At 71.1% G+C, this 15,486-nt stretch carries 14 protein-coding genes, 1 rRNA gene and 2 riboswitches; of the genes, 12 read left to right on the top strand and 3 right to left on the bottom strand.

Annotated features, from left to right (window positions below):
- The 11 genes from rrf to ACFZAU_RS19960 all read left to right on the top strand — a co-directional run.
- Window positions 1–92: ribosomal RNA gene (gene rrf / locus ACFZAU_RS20010) — 5S ribosomal RNA — on the top strand; the annotation flags it as partial.
- A 116-nt stretch (window positions 93–208) separates the two neighbouring features.
- Window positions 209–817, top strand: coding sequence for a cardiolipin synthase ClsA (clsA, locus tag ACFZAU_RS20005; RefSeq protein ID WP_499611397.1), 609 nt, complete (start codon window positions 209–211; stop codon window positions 815–817).
- A gap of 140 nt (window positions 818–957) precedes the next feature.
- Window positions 958–3,453: a sugar phosphate nucleotidyltransferase gene (locus ACFZAU_RS20000; protein WP_500553250.1), complete on the top strand. Its 2,496-nt coding sequence runs from the start codon at window positions 958–960 to the stop codon at window positions 3,451–3,453.
- 92 nt (window positions 3,454–3,545) lie between these two features.
- Window positions 3,546–4,487 (top strand): DUF881 domain-containing protein, encoded by a 942-nt coding sequence (locus tag ACFZAU_RS19995; RefSeq protein WP_500466167.1) that lies wholly within the window; start codon window positions 3,546–3,548, stop codon window positions 4,485–4,487.
- Entirely contained in the window at window positions 4,484–4,816 is a 333-nt protein-coding gene (locus tag ACFZAU_RS19990) for a small basic family protein (protein WP_003984969.1), read from the top strand. Before ACFZAU_RS19995 ends, ACFZAU_RS19990 begins: the two co-directional genes overlap by 4 nt.
- Window positions 4,817–5,015: 199 nt before the next feature.
- Window positions 5,016–5,825, top strand: a complete 810-nt coding sequence (locus ACFZAU_RS19985; RefSeq protein WP_500553257.1) for a DUF881 domain-containing protein — start codon at window positions 5,016–5,018, stop codon at window positions 5,823–5,825.
- 111 nt (window positions 5,826–5,936) lie between these two features.
- The gene (locus ACFZAU_RS19980; protein ID WP_499611472.1) at window positions 5,937–6,758 is read left to right on the top strand and encodes an FHA domain-containing protein; all 822 of its coding nucleotides are present in this window, start codon (window positions 5,937–5,939) and stop codon (window positions 6,756–6,758) included.
- 19 nt (window positions 6,759–6,777) lie between these two features.
- Window positions 6,778–7,524 (top strand): transcriptional regulator FtsR, encoded by a 747-nt coding sequence (gene ftsR, locus ACFZAU_RS19975; RefSeq protein ID WP_500553248.1) that lies wholly within the window; start codon window positions 6,778–6,780, stop codon window positions 7,522–7,524.
- Window positions 7,525–7,612: 88 nt separating this feature from the next.
- Window positions 7,613–8,086, top strand: coding sequence for a bifunctional nuclease family protein (locus ACFZAU_RS19970; protein WP_018558705.1), 474 nt, complete (start codon window positions 7,613–7,615; stop codon window positions 8,084–8,086).
- 191 nt (window positions 8,087–8,277) lie between these two features.
- Window positions 8,278–8,901 carry a MerR family transcriptional regulator gene (locus ACFZAU_RS19965; RefSeq protein ID WP_500553247.1) on the top strand — a complete coding sequence of 208 codons (624 nt, stop codon included), beginning with the start codon at window positions 8,278–8,280 and terminating at the stop codon, window positions 8,899–8,901.
- Between the two features lie 81 nt (window positions 8,902–8,982).
- Window positions 8,983–10,437, top strand: a complete 1,455-nt coding sequence (locus ACFZAU_RS19960; RefSeq protein ID WP_500553246.1) for a DNA polymerase IV — start codon at window positions 8,983–8,985, stop codon at window positions 10,435–10,437.
- Here ACFZAU_RS19960 and ACFZAU_RS19955 read toward each other — a convergent pair.
- Window positions 10,350–10,730, bottom strand: a complete 381-nt coding sequence (locus ACFZAU_RS19955) for a PRC-barrel domain-containing protein (protein WP_018558702.1) — start codon at window positions 10,728–10,730, stop codon at window positions 10,350–10,352. The genes ACFZAU_RS19960 and ACFZAU_RS19955 overlap by 88 nt on opposite strands.
- 101 nt (window positions 10,731–10,831) lie before the next feature.
- Window positions 10,832–10,935, top strand: a riboswitch (glycine riboswitch).
- A gap of 2 nt (window positions 10,936–10,937) precedes the next feature.
- A riboswitch (glycine riboswitch) is annotated at window positions 10,938–11,054 on the top strand.
- Between the two features lie 37 nt (window positions 11,055–11,091).
- Between ACFZAU_RS19955 and gcvP the strand changes: the two genes are divergently transcribed.
- The gene (gene gcvP / locus ACFZAU_RS19950) at window positions 11,092–13,977 is read left to right on the top strand and encodes an aminomethyl-transferring glycine dehydrogenase (protein WP_500553245.1); all 2,886 of its coding nucleotides are present in this window, start codon (window positions 11,092–11,094) and stop codon (window positions 13,975–13,977) included.
- Between the two features lie 72 nt (window positions 13,978–14,049).
- On the opposite strand, the gene ACFZAU_RS19945 is transcribed toward gcvP, so the two are convergent.
- Together ACFZAU_RS19945 and ACFZAU_RS19940 are read right to left on the bottom strand one after the other, a co-directional pair.
- Window positions 14,050–14,256: a DUF5999 family protein gene (locus tag ACFZAU_RS19945; RefSeq protein WP_499611414.1), complete on the bottom strand. Its 207-nt coding sequence runs from the start codon at window positions 14,254–14,256 to the stop codon at window positions 14,050–14,052.
- Window positions 14,257–14,504: 248 nt separating this feature from the next.
- Window positions 14,505–15,095, bottom strand: coding sequence for a hypothetical protein (locus ACFZAU_RS19940; protein ID WP_499611416.1), 591 nt, complete (start codon window positions 15,093–15,095; stop codon window positions 14,505–14,507).
- Window positions 15,096–15,486 lie beyond the last annotated feature (391 nt).

The raw sequence follows: 15,486 nt of genomic DNA, 5'->3' as shown, positions 1-15,486 counted from the left end.
CGCCCGGTTACATTCCGAACCCGGAAGCTAAGCCTTTCAGCGCCGATGGTACTGCAGGGGGGACCCTGTGGGAGAGTAGGACGCCGCCGAACAATCTTTATACGCCCGTCGCCGGAGCCTCTTGAGAGGCCCGGCGGCGGGCTTTTTCATGCCCTGATGTAAGGTCGGGTGGAATCATCGGAGCGTACGTTCAACAGGAGGGGCCCCGGTGGAGGTCCAGGAGACAAGGGTGCAGACGGATCGCGTCTTCACGATCCCCAACATCCTGAGCATGGCACGGCTGTTGGGCGTGCCCGTGTTCCTGTGGCTCATCCTGTGGCCCGAGTTCGGCGGTCCGAAGGTCGACGGCTGGGCGCTGCTCGTCCTGGCCCTCAGCGGGATCAGCGACTACCTGGACGGGAAGCTCGCACGCCGCTGGAACCAGATCAGCAGCCTCGGCAGGGTGCTCGACCCGGCCGCGGACCGGCTGTACATCGTCTCCACGCTCGTCGGCCTCACGTGGCGCGGGATCCTACCCTGGTGGCTGACGGCCATCCTGGTGGCCAGGGACGCCGTCATGGGCGTGACGATCCTGGTCATGCGCCGGCGCGGCTGGGGTCCGCCGCAGGTCAACTTCATGGGCAAGGCCGCCACCTTCAACCTCATGTACGCCTTCCCCCTGCTGCTGCTGAGCGACGGCGACGGGTGGCTGAACACGCTCGCTGCTATTTTCGGATGGGCGTTCGCCGGATGGGGTACAACGCTGTATTGGTGGGCAGGGATCCTCTACGTGGTCCAGGTCCGCCGACTCGTCAGGGCGGACGCCACGGCCGATTGAGCCCGCGTACCCGGCAGGAGAGCCTCTGGCCGGGTACCCCGCGCGTGACCGGCGGTCCGGGGGACCGCGACGGTCCGCGTGAGAGAGAGCACGGGTGACGTCGGCAAGACAGTCGTCTCTTTGAGGAGGACGCTTCCGACATGAAGGCCGTCGTGATGGCCGGCGGCGAGGGCACGCGCCTTCGCCCGATGACCTCGAGCATGCCCAAGCCGCTGCTGCCGGTCGTGAATCAGCCGATCATGCAGCACGTGCTCAAGCTGCTCAAGCGGCACGGTCTGACCGAGACCGTGGTGACCGTGCAGTTCCTCGCCTCCCTCGTCAAGAACTACTTCGGCGACGGCGAGGAACTCGGCATGGAGCTCACCTACGCGAACGAGGAGAAGCCACTCGGCACCGCCGGCAGCGTCAAGAACGCCGAGGACGCACTGAAGGACGATTCGTTCCTGGTGATCTCGGGTGACGCCCTGACCGATTTCGACCTCACCGAGCTCATCAACTTCCACAAGGAGAAGGGCGCGCTGGTCACGGTCTGCCTGACCCGGGTGCCCAACCCGCTGGAGTTCGGCATCACCATCGTCGACGAGGAGGGCAAGGTCGAGCGCTTCCTCGAGAAGCCGACCTGGGGCCAGGTCTTCTCGGACACGGTGAACACCGGCATCTACGTGATGGAGCCCGAGGTCTTCGACTACGTCGAGCCCGACGTGTCCGTGGACTGGTCCGGTGACGTCTTCCCGCAGCTGATGAAGGAAGGCAAGCCCGTCTACGGCTACATCGCCGAGGGCTACTGGGAGGACGTCGGTACCCACGAGAGCTACATCAAGGCGCAGGCCGACGTGCTCGAGGGCAAGGTCGACGTCGACCTCGAGGGCTTCGAGATCTCGCCCGGCGTCTGGGTCGCCGAGGGCGCCGAGGTGCACCCGGACGCGACGCTGCGCGGTCCCCTCTACGTCGGTGACTACGCCAAGGTCGAGGCCGGGGCCGAACTGCGCGAACACACGGTGATCGGCTCCAACGTCGTCGTGAAGTCCGGCGCCTTCCTGCACAAGGCCGTCGTCCACGACAACGTCTACATCGGGCCCCAGACCAACCTCCGCGGCTGCGTCATCGGCAAGAACACCGACGTGATGCGTGCGGCGCGGATCGACGACGGCGCGGTCATCGGCGACGAGTGCCTGATCGGCGAGGAGTCGATCATCGCGGGCGACGTCCGGGTGTACCCGTTCAAGACCATCGAGGCCGGCGCCTTCGTCAACACCTCGGTGATCTGGGAGTCCAGGGGCCAGGCGAACCTCTTCGGCGCGCGGGGTGTCTCCGGCATCCTGAACGTGGAGATCACCCCGGAGCTCGCCGTGCGCCTCGCCGGCGCGTACGCGACCACGCTCAAGAAGGGCGCCACCGTCACCACCGCCCGTGACCACTCCCGTGGTGCGCGGGCGCTCAAGCGCGCGGTGATCTCGGCGCTGCAGGCCAGCGCGATCGACGTCCGCGACCTGGAGAACGTGCCGATGCCCGTGGCGCGGCAGCAGACCGCGCGCGGCAGCGCCGGCGGCATCATGATCCGGACGAGTCCCGGTATCCCCGACTCCGTCGACATCATGTTCTTCGACGAGCGCGGCGCCGACCTGTCGGCGGCCGGGCAGCGCAAGCTGGACCGGGTCTTCGCGCGCCAGGAGTACCGGCGTGCGTTCCCCGGCGAGATCGGCGACCTGAACTTCCCGGCGAGCGTCTTCGACTCCTACACCGGCGCGCTGCTGCGGGCCGTGGACACCTCGGGCATCGCCGAGTCCGGGCTGAAGGTCGTGGTCGACGCCGCGAACGGCAGCGCGGGTCTGGTCCTGCCGAGCCTGCTCGGCCGGCTCGGGGTGGACTCGCTGACGATCAACCCCGGTCTCAACGAGGCCCGGCCGACCGAGACCGCCGACAGCCGGCGCGCCGGTCTGGTGCGGCTCGGGGAGATCGTGGCGTCCTCGCGGGCCGCCTTCGGCGTCCGCTTCGACCCGGTGGGCGAGCGGCTGTCGCTGGTGGACGAGCGCGGCAAGATCATCGAGGACGACCGGGCCCTGCTGGTCCTGCTCGACCTGGTCGCCGCCGAGCGCCGCAGCGGCCGGGTGGCGCTCCCCGTGACGACGACCCGCATCGCCGAGCAGGTCGCGGCGTACCACGGCACGCAGGTGGAGTGGACGACGACCTCCCCCGACGACCTCACCCGGGTCGGCCGGCAGGACACCACCATCTTCGGCGGGGACGGCAAGGGCGGCATCATCATCCCGGAGTTCAGCAGCGTCTTCGACGGCGCCGCGGCCTTCGTACGGCTGATCGGCCTGGTGGCCCGTACCCAGCTCACCCTGAGCCAGATCGACGCCCGCATCCCCCGTGCCCACGTCCTCAAGCGGGACCTGGCGACGCCGTGGGCGGTCAAGGGCCTGGTCATGCGCCGGGTGGTCGAGGAGGCCGGGGACCGCAACGTCGACACCACCGACGGCGTGCGTGTGGTCGAGGCGGACGGCCGCTGGGTGATGGTGCTGCCCGACCCGGCCGAGGCGGTCACGCACCTGTGGGCGGAGGGCCCGGACGACGCCTCCGCACAGGCACTGCTCGACGAGTGGTCGGGGATCGTGGACAGCGCGGGCCGCTGACGCGATCGTCTACGGTCGACGGGCCCCTCCCGACGCGATGAACGGCGCGTCGGGAGGGGCCCGTTCGAGGTCGGTGGCGGGGACGTGCGACGATGTGCGGCATGCCGCAGCAGCACCCCGATCGGAGCAGCGCCCCTGGGAGGGCCGTGACCCGGCGCCCGGACGCCTCCATGTCGCTGCTGACCAACGTCATGGAGCACAGCCTCGACGACGGGTACGCCGAGGCCGCCGCCCGCCGGGGCGCGACCGGTACGTCCCGTCTGCCCGGAACGCTGCGGGGCCGCCTGGTGCTCGCGCTTGGCCTGGTGCTGGCCGCCGTGGTGGTCACCATAGGCGCGGCGCAGACGCAGGTGGCGGCCCCCACGCTGGCCAAGGAGCGGCAGAAGCTCATCGACCGCATCGAGTCCGAGACGCGCACCGCGGACGATCTGCAGAAGAGCGTGGACGAACTCCGCGACGACGTGGCGGCCAGGCAGCGCCAGGCGCTCAAGGCCCAGGACGGCGACGCGGAGCGCGTGGCGCTGCTCGCCGGGGCCACGCCCGTCACGGGACCGGGTATCCGGCTGGAGGTCGACGACGCCAAGGAGGCCTCGTCGGGCGGCGGCAACGACCCGCGCACGACGAGTGACTTCTCCGACACCGGCCGTGTCCGCGACCGGGACATGCAGCGCGTCGTCAACGGGCTCTGGGCGTCGGGGGCGGAGGCCATCTCCATCAACGGGCAGCGGCTGACGTCGCTGTCGGCCATCCGTGCCGCGGGTGACGCCATACTGGTCGACAACCGGCCGCTGGTACCGCCCTACACGGTCCTTGCGATCGGGGACCCGCAGAAGCTGAGCACGTCCTTCTGGGACAGTGCGGACGGGCAGTATCTGCACGTCCTGCAGGAGAACTACGGGATCCGTACGCGCGTCTCCGAGAAGGAGAGGCTGGAACTGCCCGCGGCTCCTAGCCTGATCATCCGCTCCGCGACCCCGGTCCCGTCGACCGGGCCGTCGCCGGGCGCATCCGGAAATGGGAAGGGTACGCATTGATCGCCGTACTGGGCCTGATCGTTGGAGTGGTGGTGGGCCTGGTGGTCCGCCCCGTCGTGCCGACGGTGGTCGAGCCCTACCTCCCGATCGCCGTGGTCGCCGCGCTCGACGCCGTCTTCGGCGGTCTGCGGGCCATGCTCGACGGGATCTTCGACGACAAGGTCTTCGTGGTCTCCTTCCTGTCCAACGTCGTCGTGGCCGCGCTGATCGTCTTCCTGGGCGACAAGCTGGGGGTGGGTGCGCAGCTCTCCACGGGTGTGGTCGTCGTCCTCGGCATCCGCATCTTCTCCAACGCCGCGGCGATCCGCCGCCATGTCTTCCGGGCGTGACAGCACGATGAGCGACGAGAACGACCAGACCCCGGAGCGACCGGACGCGCCGCGCCCCGGCGCTCCGGGAGGGCCCGGGGAGCCGCGCAGGCCGGCGGAGCGCGGCGGACCCGAGCGGCCCGCGGAACCCTTCCGGCCGCAACGCCCTCAGCGTCCGGAGCCGCCCGTGGCACGTCCGGAGCTGCCCGGCGCCGCCCCGATGCCGCCCGCCGAGCCGGCGCCGGAGCGGCCCTCCGCGCCGGTCCGGCAGCAACAGCCGAGGGAACTCGAGGCGTCGGCGCCCACCGCGACCGGCCGGCAGCGGCTCAAGGCCGGGCTGTGGCCGCCGCGGGTGTCCCGGGCCCAGCTGATCGTCGCCCTGCTGCTGTTCGTGCTCGGCCTCGGCCTGGCCATCCAGGTCCGCTCGACCAGTGACACCAGCGCCTTGCGCGGTGCCCGCCAGGAGGACCTGGTGCGCATCCTGGACGAGCTGGACAACCGCTCGCAGCGGCTGGGCGACGAACGCCGGCGCCTGGAGGAGCAGCGCACGGAGCTGGAGAACAGCTCCGACCAGGCCGAGGAGGCCCGCAAGCAGACCGAGCAGAAGGCCGAGCAGCTCGGGGTGCTGGCCGGCACGGTCGCCGTCGAGGGTCCCGGGATCACCCTGACCATCGAGGACCCCGAGGACGCGGTCGAGGCCGACATGCTGCTCGACGCGCTCCAGGAGCTGCGCGCCGCGGGCGCGGAGGCGATCCAGATCAACGACGTGCGGGTCGTGGCCGACACCTACTTCACCCAGGGTTCGGGCGGCGGTGTCCAGATCGACGGGCACAAGGTGAACGCGCCCTACCGCTTCAAGGTCATCGGCAATCCACAGGATCTTGAACCCGCCCTGAACATCCCGGGCGGCGTGGTACAGACTTTGGAGAAGGAGCAGGCCACAGCGGACGTGACGCGATCGGAGAAGATCGTTGTCGACGCCTTGCGGCCGTCGGAGCAGCCTGACTACGCTCAGTCGTCGAGCCGGTGATGCGGGGGCGAGTGGGGTATGCGGGGGAGAGCAGGAGAATGCGGGGGGTCGCCGCACCGTTGGGGTGGTGCGTGAGAGAAACTGTGTGTTCGTCGTGACTGAGGGTTCGTCCTGCCCCACGGGCGGGTCTGTGTCGTTCAAGGGGAATCGCCCGTGAAGTTGTTCGGTAAGTGGTTCGGCAAGAGTTCGCGTCCGGCCGGTGACAGCCCCACGGCGCGTCACCGCGCGCCGCGGCACGCGCAGGGGGAGGGACCGGGCGAGGAGCGCCCGCTGTTCCGTGACGAGACCGCTGCTCCGGGCGGTGACATTTCGGGCGGTCCTGGTGCGGTTTCTGTTGACCCTGCGGCTGCGGGGCGCATAGGTTTCCAGCAACCATCAGCCTCTAGCACGGGTGGAGGGTCCTTGCCGGTCTGTACGCGGTGCGGGTTCCAGAACGCGGAAGCGAGCCGCTTCTGCTCCAACTGCGGCGCGCCGCTGCGTGCCGGAGTGCCGTCCGAGCGTGCCTCCGAGACCACGTCCACGATCTCCATCTCGGGGATCGAGGCGTACGAGGCCGAGGCGACGGGACAGACCACGCTGCCGGCGCTGTCCCCGGAGGCCCAGGCCGCCGTCGACGCGCTGCCCCCGGGCTCCGCGCTGCTGGTGGTGCGCCGGGGTCCCAACTCGGGGAGCCGCTTCCTCCTGGACGGTGAGCTCACCACGGCGGGCCGTCACCCGGAGAGCGACATCTTCCTGGACGACGTCACCGTCTCTCGGCGTCACGTGGAGTTCCGGCGCCAGCAGGACGGTTCCTTCACGGTCGCCGACGTCGGCAGCCTCAACGGCACCTACGTCAACCGCGAGCGGATCGACTCGGTGACCCTGTCCAGTGGCGACGAGGTACAGATCGGCAAGTACCGACTGGTCTTCTACGCGAGCCAGTGGGGCGCCTGACCCCCGCGAGGGAAGGTTCATGCTTCGTACACCGTCGGGCGGTGCCGGCAACGGCACCGCCACCGCGGACGACCGGCTGCTGAGCATCGGAGCGGTGCTCAACGAGTTGCGGGAGGAGTTCCCCGAGGTCACCATCTCCAAGATCCGCTTCCTGGAGGCGGAGGGGCTGGTGGAGCCGCAGCGCACCCCGTCGGGGTACCGGAAGTTCACCGTCCGGGACGTGGAACGGCTCGGGCACGTCCTGCGCATGCAGCGCGACCACTATCTTCCGCTCAAAGTGATCCGCGAGCACCTCGACGCCCTCGACCGGGGAGAGCCGCTGCCGCTGCCCGCCCCGGCCTCCGGTGAGGCCCGGGAGCTGATCGAGGTCGGTCCGGTCGAGCGGGAGGCACCCGCGGCGCTGCGCATCGGCCGGGAGGAGCTGCTGGCCGCCACGGGCGCCGAAGCGGGCGAACTCGCCCAGTGGGAGGCGTACGGGCTGGTGGAGACCGGTCCTGACGGCGACTACGACGCCGAAACGGTGAACATCGCCAAGATCGTGGCCGATCTTGGCCGTTTCGGGCTCGAACCGCGCCATCTGCGCGCGGTGAAGGCCGCCGCCGATCGTGAGGCCGGCCTGGTGGAGCAGGTGGTGGCGCCGCTGCGCAGGCACCGCAATCCGCAGACCAGGACGCACGCGGAGGCCACCGCGCGGGAGCTGGCGGCGCTGTCGGTACGGCTGCACGCGGCGCTGGTGCAGTCCGCGCTCAGGGTGCGGCTCTTCTGAGCCGACGTGGCCAGGACACGCCCGGTCGGCGACCGGCCGGGCCCGTCCCGACTACCCAAACCGGCCGGGCACGGCCTAGGGTTGCTGTGTGAACGAGCTCGACGTCGTGGGTGTCCGGGTCGAAATGCCCTCCAACCAGCCGATTGTGCTCCTGCGGGAAGTGGGAGGCGACCGCTACCTGCCCATCTGGATCGGGCCGGGGGAGGCCACCGCCATCGCCTTCGCGCAACAGGGCATGACGCCCGCGCGGCCGCTGACCCATGATCTGTTCAAGGACGTGCTCGAGGCCGTCGGCCAGACGCTGACCGAGGTCCGGATCACCGACCTGCGCGACGGCGTCTTCTACGCCGAGCTGGTGTTCGCCAGCGGCGTGGAGGTGAGCGCGCGTCCCTCGGATGCCATAGCGCTCGCGTTGCGCACCGGAACCCCGATCTACGGGAGCGACGGTGTGCTGGACGACGCCGGCATCGCCATTCCCGACGAGCAGGAGGACGAGGTTGAGAAGTTCCGCGAGTTCCTCGACCAGATCTCGCCCGAGGACTTCGGCACCAGCAGCCAGTGAGGCCCGCCCTGGCCATTCGTGCAGCCTTACCCCCGGTATGGACACGGGAAACCACCTCTGGGGTTGATATCACTCGGCGTGCCGAGCGTGGCGATCGTTGACGCACCCGGAGTGACTGCCTACCGTCGAGAAGGAAAGTCCCGATGGCACGTGCGCGTGCCCTGAGGGGTGCGAAGGGACGGGAGGTCGGCGTGAGAAGCACCGGCGACGGTACGGCCTTCGGCGGCCCGTATCCGATGCGCGGGGCCTTGGCCCGCAACGCCGCGACGCCCCCCGGAGGGGGTTCGGGCGACACCTCGGGGCAACCGCCGGAGGGGGCCGGCGAGACGGTCGGCTACCGCGGGCCCACGGCCTGTGCGGCGACCGGCATCACCTACCGACAGCTGGACTACTGGGCGCGGACCGGGCTCGTGGAGCCCAGCATCCGGCCCGCGTACGGCTCGGGGACGCAGCGGCTGTACAGCTTCCGGGACGTCGTGGTCCTCAAGATCGTCAAGCGGCTGCTCGACACGGGCGTGTCCCTCCAGAACATCCGCACGGCCGCGCAGCACCTGCGGTCCAGCGCGCCCGCGGAACTCACCCGGATGACGCTGATGAGCGACGGCGCGACGGTGTACGAGTGCACCTCCCCGGACGAGGTCGTCGACCTCCTCAAGGGCGGTCAGGGGATCTTCGGGATCGCCGTGGGCGTGGTGTGGCGGGACGTCGAGGCCGCCCTGTCCCAACTGCACTCCGAGCGGGTCGACACCGGGGAGACCCTGGTCGGCCACAACCCGGGTGACGAGCTGGCCCGGCGCCGCAACCGCGCGGGCTGACCGGCCGGAACCGGCCGCGCCCACCCGTCCGCCGTACACGTGTACGGCGGATGTCGGACCTGTGGTGCACCATCGGTGACTGTGAGAAGCGCGCCGGTCATCCTCCATCTGGACATGGACGCGTTCTTCGCCGCCGTCGAGCAGGCCGCGAAGCCGAGTCTGCGGGGGAAGCCGGTCATCGTGGGGGGCGTAGGGCCGCGCGGGGTGGTGGCGACCGCGTCGTACGAGGCCCGTGTGTACGGGGTGCACTCGGCGATGGCGATGGCGCGCGCCCGGCGGCTGTGCCCGAATGCGGCCTACCTCATGCCGCGCTTCGCCGTCTACCGGCAGATCAGCGACGTCGTCATGGAACTGCTGTCGCGGCTGTCGCCGCTGGTCGAGCCGCTCAGCCTGGACGAGGCCTTCGTCGACCTGGAGGCGGGCGGCATCGCGGACGACCCGCGCGCGGTGGGGGAGCGGCTGCGGGCGGACATCAAGGCGGCGACAGGGCTCACGGGCTCGGTGGGGCTCGCGGGCTCCAAGTTGCTGGCCAAGATCGCCTCGGAGCAGGCCAAGCCGGACGGGCTGGTCGTCATCGAGCCCGGCACCGAGCGGGAACTGCTCGCCCCCATGCAGGTGCGCACGCTCCCCGGCGTGGGTCCCGCGACCGCCGAGCACCTGCGGCGCGCGGGCATCGTCACGGTCGGCGAGGTGGTGGAGGCGGGCGAGGCCGAGCTGGTCAGGCTGCTCGGCAAGGCGCACGGCGCCCATGTGCACGGGATGGCCCTGGGCGTCGACGAGCGCCCCGTGGTCGCCGACCGCGAGAGCAAGTCGGTCTCGGTCGAGGACACCTTCGACGTCGACCTCACCGATCGGGTGCGCGTCCGGCTGGAGGTGGACCGGCTGGCCGACCGCTGCGTGCGCCGGCTGCGCTCCGCGGGCCGTTCGGGCCGCACGGTGGTGCTGAAGGTGCGGCGGTACGACTTCACGACGCTGACCCGTTCGGAGACCCTGCGCGCCCCCACCGACGACCTGTCGGTGGTCCGGGAGACCGCGGCGAGGCTGCTGGAGGCCGTCGACATCACGGGCGGCGTCCGGTTGCTGGGGGTCGGCGTCGCGGGGCTCGCCGACTTCACGCAGGAGGACCTGTTCGCCCAGGCGGCGGAGCGGGAGGAGGAGGCGGCGGACGAGGAGGCGGGCCCGTCCGAGGGGGCGCCGGAGCGGCCCGCGGAGGAAGTCCGGGAGCCGGCGCCGGAGGAGCGGCGCTGGGTGCCGGGCCAGGACGTACGGCACCGCGAGTACGGCGCCGGGTGGGTGCAGGGCAGCGGGGTCGGCAGGGTCACCGTCCGCTTCGAGGAGCCGGGCTCGGTGGTGCCGGGGCGGGTGCGCACCTTCGCGGTGACGGACCCGGAGCTGGAACCGTCCGAGCCGCTCCCCCTGGTGTTACCGAGCCCGCGGGCGCTCCCGCGTCAGCTGTCGCCGGCCAGCGTGCCGAAGTCGCGGTCCGGCGGGGGCTCCGGCACCGGGCCGGACAGCGAGGGCCCGCTCATGCCGTAGTGGTGGTAGAGCTGGAGCTCCTGCTCGGGCGAGAGGTGCCTGCCCACTCCGAAGTCCGGGGCGTCCTTGATCAGCGCCTTGTCGAACGGCACGCGCAGCTCTTCCCCGGTGAACTCGCTCGGTTCCAGCGGCACGAACGCGTCGCGGCTGAACAGACCGGTGCGTACCGCGGCCCATTCGGGCTCCCCGGTGGCGTCGTCGAGGTACACCTCGTCGACCGTGCCGATCTTCATCCCGTTGCGGTCGAAGGCCCTGCGCCCGATGAGGCTGCGCGGATCGATACCGGTCTGCACGGTCCCTCCAACTGGTCGCGATTAATCCTATTTAGGCACGAAAGGTGGCGGCTGTCACATGACCCGTCACCGGACCGCGCTGGTACGCTGACAGCGGCTGCTGACCCCTTGCGGGAGAGTCCTGGCACGCGGGGAACCGCCCGCCGGGCGCCGAAGGAGCAAACCCTCCCCGGAATCTCTCAGGCATCCGTACCGCATGGGTGAGGTCACTCTGGAAAGCAGGAAAGGGCGGCACGCACCGTGCGCGGCCACTTCCTCACCGACGGTGAAAGCCGTCCCGGCACGTGCGGGACGGTGAAGCTCTCAGGTTCAGATGACAGAGGGGGAGGCCGTGTCGCGCCAGACCAGGAGGCCTCCGCAGATGACCGCCAACCGCATCCCACTCTCCGAGCTGGAGCGCGGCATCCCCTTCGAGCAGCGTCACGTCGGGCCCGACGCCGGTGCGCAGGCCAAGATGCTCGCGCAGGTCGGCTACGGCTCGCTGGACGAGCTGACCGCCGCCGCCGTCCCGGACACCATCAAGAGCGCCGAGGCGCTCGGTCTGTCCGGCGCCCGCACCGAGCCCGAGGTGCTCGCCGAGCTGCGCTCGCTCGCCGACCGCAACCAGGTGCTGCGGCCGATGATCGGCCTCGGCTACCACGGCACCTTCACCCCGCCGGTCATCCTGCGCAACGTCATGGAGAACCCCGCCTGGTACACGGCGTACACGCCCTACCAGCCGGAGATCTCGCAGGGCCGCCTGGAGGCCCTGCTGAACTTCCAGACGGTCGTCGCCGACCTCACCGGGCTGCCCACCTCGGGCGCCTCGCTGCTCGACGAGGGCACGGCCGCCGCCGAGGCGATGGCCCTGTCCCGCCGGGTCGGGAAGGTCAAGGACGGCGTCTTCCTGATCGACGCGGAAACCTTCCCGCAGACCGTCGCCGTGATCGAGACCCGCGCGGAGCCCACCGGCGTCGAGGTCGTCGTCGCCGACCTCGCCGGCGGCATCCCGGCGGAGATCGCCGAGCGCGGTGTCTTCGGCGTGCTGCTGCAGTACCCGGGTGCCTCCGGTGCCGTGCGCGACCTCAAGCCGGTCATAGAGCAGGCCCACGGGCTCGGCGCGATCGTCACCGTCGCCGCCGACCTGCTGGCCCTGACCGTGCTGACCTCACCCGGCGAGCTCGGCGCCGACATCGCCGTCGGCACCACCCAGCGCTTCGGCGTGCCCATGGGCTTCGGCGGCCCGCACGCTGGCTACATGGCCGTCCGTGACACGCACGCCCGCAGCCTGCCCGGCCGCCTGGTCGGCGTCTCCGTCGACGCCGACGGCGACCGGGCCTACCGCCTGGCGCTGCAGACCCGCGAGCAGCACATCCGCCGCGAGAAGGCCACCAGCAACATCTGCACCGCGCAGGTGCTGCTCGCCGTCATGGCCGGCATGTACGCGGTCTACCACGGCCCCGAGGGCCTGGCGCAGATCGCCCGCCGCACCCACCGCTACGCCGCGGTCCTCGCCGCCGGGCTGCGCGCCGGCGGCGTCGAGGTGACCACGGACGCCTTCTTCGACACCGTCACCGCGCGTGTGCCCGGCCGGGCCGCCGAGGTCGTGGCCGCCGCCCGCGACGCCGGGGTCAACCTGCGCCAGGCCGACGCCGACCTGGTCGGCATCGCCTGCGACGAGACCACCGGCCGTGCCGACCTCGCCGCCGTGTGGGGCGCCTTCGGCGTCAGCGGCGACGTCGAGGCCCTGGACGCGGCCACCGAGGACGCGCTGCCCGCGGGCCTTGAGCGCGAGGTGGACTACCTGACCCACCCGGTCTTCCACCAGCACCGCTCCGAGACCGCGATGCTGCGCTACCTGCGCCGCCTCGCCGACCGCGACTACGCGCTGGACCGCGGCATGATCCCGCTGGGCTCCTGCACCATGAAGCTCAACGCGACCACCGAGATGGAGCCGGTCACCTGGCCCGAGTTCGGCCAGCTGCACCCCTTCGCGCCCGCCGAGCAGGCCGAGGGGTACCTCACGCTCATCCACGAGCTGGAGGACCGCCTCGCCGAGGTCACCGGCTACGACAAGGTCAGCCTGCAGCCGAACGCCGGTTCCCAGGGCGAGCTGGCCGGCCTGCTGGCCGTCCGCGCCTACCACCGGGCCAACGGCGACACGCAGCGCACGGTCTGCCTCATCCCGTCCTCCGCGCACGGCACGAACGCCGCCAGCGCGGTGATGGCCGGCATGAAGGTCGTCGTCGTGAAGACCGCCGGCGACGGCGAGGTCGACGTCGAGGACCTGCGCGCCAAGATCGAGCAGTACCGCGACGAGCTCGCCGTGCTCATGGTCACCTACCCCTCCACGCACGGTGTCTTCGAGGAGCACATCGGCGACATCTGCGCCGCGGTGCACGACGCGGGCGGCCAGGTCTACGTGGACGGCGCCAACCTCAACGCCCTGGTGGGTCTGGCGAAGCCGGGCCACTTCGGCGGCGACGTGTCGCACCTGAACCTGCACAAGACCTTCTGCATCCCGCACGGCGGCGGTGGCCCCGGCGTCGGCCCGGTCGCGGTCCGCGCCCACCTCGCCCCGTACCTGCCCAACCACCCGCTCCAGCCGGCCGCGGGCCCGGAGACGGGCGTCGGCCCGATCTCGGCCGCGCCGTGGGGTTCGGCCGGCATCCTGCCCATCTCCTGGGCGTACGTGCGCCTCATGGGCGGCGAGGGCCTCAAGCGCGCCACCCAGGTGGCGGTGCTCAGCGCGAACTACATCGCCAAGCGCCTGGAGCCGCACTTCCCGGTGCTCTACACCGGCCCGGGCGGGCTCGTCGCGCACGAGTGCATCATCGACCTGCGTCCGCTGACCAAGGAGACGGGCGTGACGGTCGACGACGTCGCCAAGCGCCTGATCGACTACGGCTTCCACGCGCCGACGATGTCGTTCCCGGTGGCTGGGACGCTGATGATCGAGCCGACGGAGAGCGAGAACCTCGCGGAGCTGGACCGCTTCTGCGACACGATGATCGCGATCCGCGGCGAGATCGAGCGGGTCGGCTCGGGGGAGTGGCCCAAGGAGGACAACCCGCTGCGCAACGCCCCGCACACGGCGGCGGCCCTGGGCGGCGACTGGGAGCACCCGTACTCCCGTGAGGAGGCGGTCTTCCCCGCCGGTGTGTCGGCCGCGGACAAGTACTGGCCGCCGGTCCGCCGCATCGACGGCGCCTTCGGCGACCGCAACCTTGTCTGCTCCTGCCCGCCGCTGGACGAGTACGACGCGTAAGGGCGCTTGACACCGCTCAAGGGTCGGCCCCGCTGTTCCAGCGGGGTCGGCCCTTTGTCGTTCCCGGCCCGGTCAGGCCGCCGTGACGATGTGCCCGCTGCCGAGCGGACGGTGCGGGGCGATGATCCGCCCGTCGGGGAGGAGCTCACCGGTGTCCTCGAAGAGGAGGACGCCGTTGCACAGCAGGCTCCAGCCCTGCTCGGGGTGGCTGGCCGTGATGTGGGCGGCCTCGCGGTCGGGGCTGCCGGCGGACGGGCACTGCGGCTGGTGCGGGCACATGGACGACGTCTTTCGCTGCGAGTGGTGTGAAGTACGGCTGCCTTGGGTAGGAACCTCAGTCATGCCGCTCCCCCGTTCAGTCGGTCGGTCCCAGTGTTGCTCTACTGAGGGATTTCCGCAGGGATTTCGCGTGAGCTGTCCTCGTTAGTTGGGGACGCATTCACTCTCGCGGGCGGTTGCCCGGACAAAGCAACGCCTCCGTGACCGGACGGTCACGGAGGCGTGCGAGGTCGCCCCAGCCGCGAGCCTCAGGCGGTGGTGCCGAGCAGGGGTGGCGGAGCCAGCCGCAGGGTCAGCACCGGCACCAGGTCCGAGAGCCGGTGCATGCGGTGCGCGGCGATCCCCGGCGGCGCCGGCGCCAGCGGGATCAGCAGGTCGGAGTGGGCCGGCTGGGCCGAGCCCGCGTCGGCCGAGAGGTCTCCGTGCAGCCACAGCGTCAGCATGTAGAGCCCCGGTACCGAGAGCAGGTGCGGCTGGTAGGGGGTGGTGAGCGCGTCGGCCTGGCGCAACGCGCGCTCGGTCGAGGCGAGGTACGGGCCCTCGCAGAAGTGCGAGAACGCCCAGCCGTCCGGGGTGTCGACGGTCTCGCCCGCGGCGGCCACCTTCTCGCCCGCGCGGATGTGGAAGCGCCAGCCGGTCAGCCGCGCCCGGGGCAGTCCTCCCGGTTCGGTGATCACGGGGTCGAGGACGTGCAGGGGGAGAGGGTGCTCGGCGACCAGTGGCCCCGTGGCGTTGCGCAGCGAGGGGGTGCGGGCCTCGCGGACGGCGGTGGGGGAACTCAGAGCGGCGAGAACGCTCCGCAGGGCGGGAGCGGGGGCTGGGGCTACCTGCAGCGGCATGGTGGGCGGCCTCTCATGAGGAGACACGGGGGGTGTTCGGCGGGGTGCGGACAGCGCTGTCAGCGGTGGAGCTGATGGAACTGCGGCGGCAGGCCGGGACAGCCCGGATCCCCGGGGCGCGTGGGGGCGGCGACGTAAGGAATCAGCGTGGGCATGCGGATCCCTTCCCGTGGCCGGAAGCGTCGCGGGCGCGCGGCGGGTCGCGGAAGCTCTGCCTGTGAACGAAGGATATACGAGTAGTGTTCGCGCAGTGTTTCATCTAGCCGTCAGTGATATTACGGGCAAGGCGGTTCCCGGTCACCCTGGACAGGTAATAGCTCCCCGATTGCACCGTCGCCGACGCCGTGAACTGCGCTTTCCGCGTTACTGCGGATGGCTGAATCTCGTCGGT

The organism is Streptomyces sp. NPDC008238, from assembly GCF_042956445.1.
Classification (GTDB): Bacteria; Actinomycetota; Actinomycetes; order Streptomycetales; family Streptomycetaceae; genus Actinacidiphila.
Note: the sequence above shows the minus strand (reverse complement) of the source record. Positions and strands in the feature narration are given on the sequence as shown.

What these genes read in the sequence shown, in the direction of transcription:
- ACFZAU_RS20000 (WP_500553250.1), top strand. Translation starts at nt 958, where the DNA reads ATGAAGGCCGTCGTGATGGCCGGCGGCGAGGGCACGCGCCTTCGCCCG.
- ACFZAU_RS19995 (WP_500466167.1), top strand. Translation starts at nt 3,546, where the DNA reads ATGTGCGGCATGCCGCAGCAGCACCCCGATCGGAGCAGCGCCCCTGGG.
- ACFZAU_RS19985 (WP_500553257.1), top strand. Translation starts at nt 5,016, where the DNA reads ATGCCGCCCGCCGAGCCGGCGCCGGAGCGGCCCTCCGCGCCGGTCCGG.
- ftsR (WP_500553248.1), top strand. Translation starts at nt 6,778, where the DNA reads ATGCTTCGTACACCGTCGGGCGGTGCCGGCAACGGCACCGCCACCGCG.
- gcvP (WP_500553245.1), top strand. Translation starts at nt 11,092, where the DNA reads ATGACCGCCAACCGCATCCCACTCTCCGAGCTGGAGCGCGGCATCCCC.
- ACFZAU_RS19945 (WP_499611414.1), bottom strand. Translation starts at nt 14,256, where the DNA reads ATGTGCCCGCACCAGCCGCAGTGCCCGTCCGCCGGCAGCCCCGACCGC.
- ACFZAU_RS19940 (WP_499611416.1), bottom strand. Translation starts at nt 15,095, where the DNA reads ATGCCGCTGCAGGTAGCCCCAGCCCCCGCTCCCGCCCTGCGGAGCGTT.